This window comes from Streptomyces sp. NTH33, assembly GCF_003236365.1.
Taxonomy (GTDB): Bacteria; Actinomycetota; Actinomycetes; order Streptomycetales; family Streptomycetaceae; genus Streptomyces.
Genome location: NZ_POTZ01000989.1, coordinates 1 through 905, shown reverse-complemented (window position 1 = coordinate 905; position 905 = coordinate 1). Strand labels below are relative to the sequence as shown.

The 905-nt window shown below is 66.7% G+C and carries 1 protein-coding gene; it reads right to left on the bottom strand.

The features are described from left to right. The coding region (locus tag C1I97_RS40865) for a hypothetical protein (protein WP_220040903.1) at window positions 1–188 on the bottom strand (188 nt) is incomplete at its 3' end. Window positions 189–905: the final 717 nt, after the last annotated feature.

Below are 905 nucleotides of genomic sequence, written 5' to 3'. Positions count from 1 at the left end.
TCGGCCTGCCCACCGACGAGCCCTCGATCAACGTCACCCGCTCCCGGCTGGGACGACTCGTTCGCCAGGGATTCCTCGAGCAACCCGGACGTGGCCGCTATCAGAAACGGACTTAACGCCCTCTCAGTGCTTGAGGGAATGGGCCGGGTGCGCAACGCGCGCTCCAGTCCCTGCTCGATCTGTCCCACGTCCGCCTCCCCAAGCGACCAGCCCGCACGGCCGACGCCCCCACAGTCCGTAGCGTCAGTTCTCCCGCATCGCCCGCCCCCGCCTGCCAGTTTCTACATTCTCGGGACAGCGCCGGATGACGCAGGCTACGAGCCCCTTGGGGGCACCGGCGACAAGCTGGCGGCGCGCGTCAGGACGGACATCGCCAGCACCCCGGTGCTGTCCTTCGATACCGAGTCCCACCAAGGTATGAGGCCGAAAAGTCCCGCCAGATGGAGGCCTGGACTGTCCGGATGCCGCACCCATCCAGGCCGTGTGATCCTGCGGGGGGCCGGGGCGGCCAGGCGGAGCCGGAGAGGGACGTCGTGCCGGACAAGGCCACACCACTTCCGTCACTGGTGCGGCGCGTTGCACGTCCGCCGCGATGCGCCGTCGTCGATTCCTCACGTTCCCCGGGCTGTTGGCGGTGGGATGCGTGAGACTGCCAAGGTGCTGGTCGGTCTCCTCTTCGCGGTCACTCCGTGGTTGGTCTTGGTCGCAATGGCTCTGTTCCTCTTTCCTGGGCCAGTTCAGCGCTGGGGATTGGCGTCTTTGGAGCGCTTCGAGCGATGGTGTCGGCGTACGGGCTTTTCTCTCCAGGTGCGTACAGACGAACGTCCCCAGCTGTCAGGCCACGTCGGTCTCTCGCTCGATGGCCTTGAGGCGGTTCTTGAGCCGGTAGCTGGGGCCATTGATGG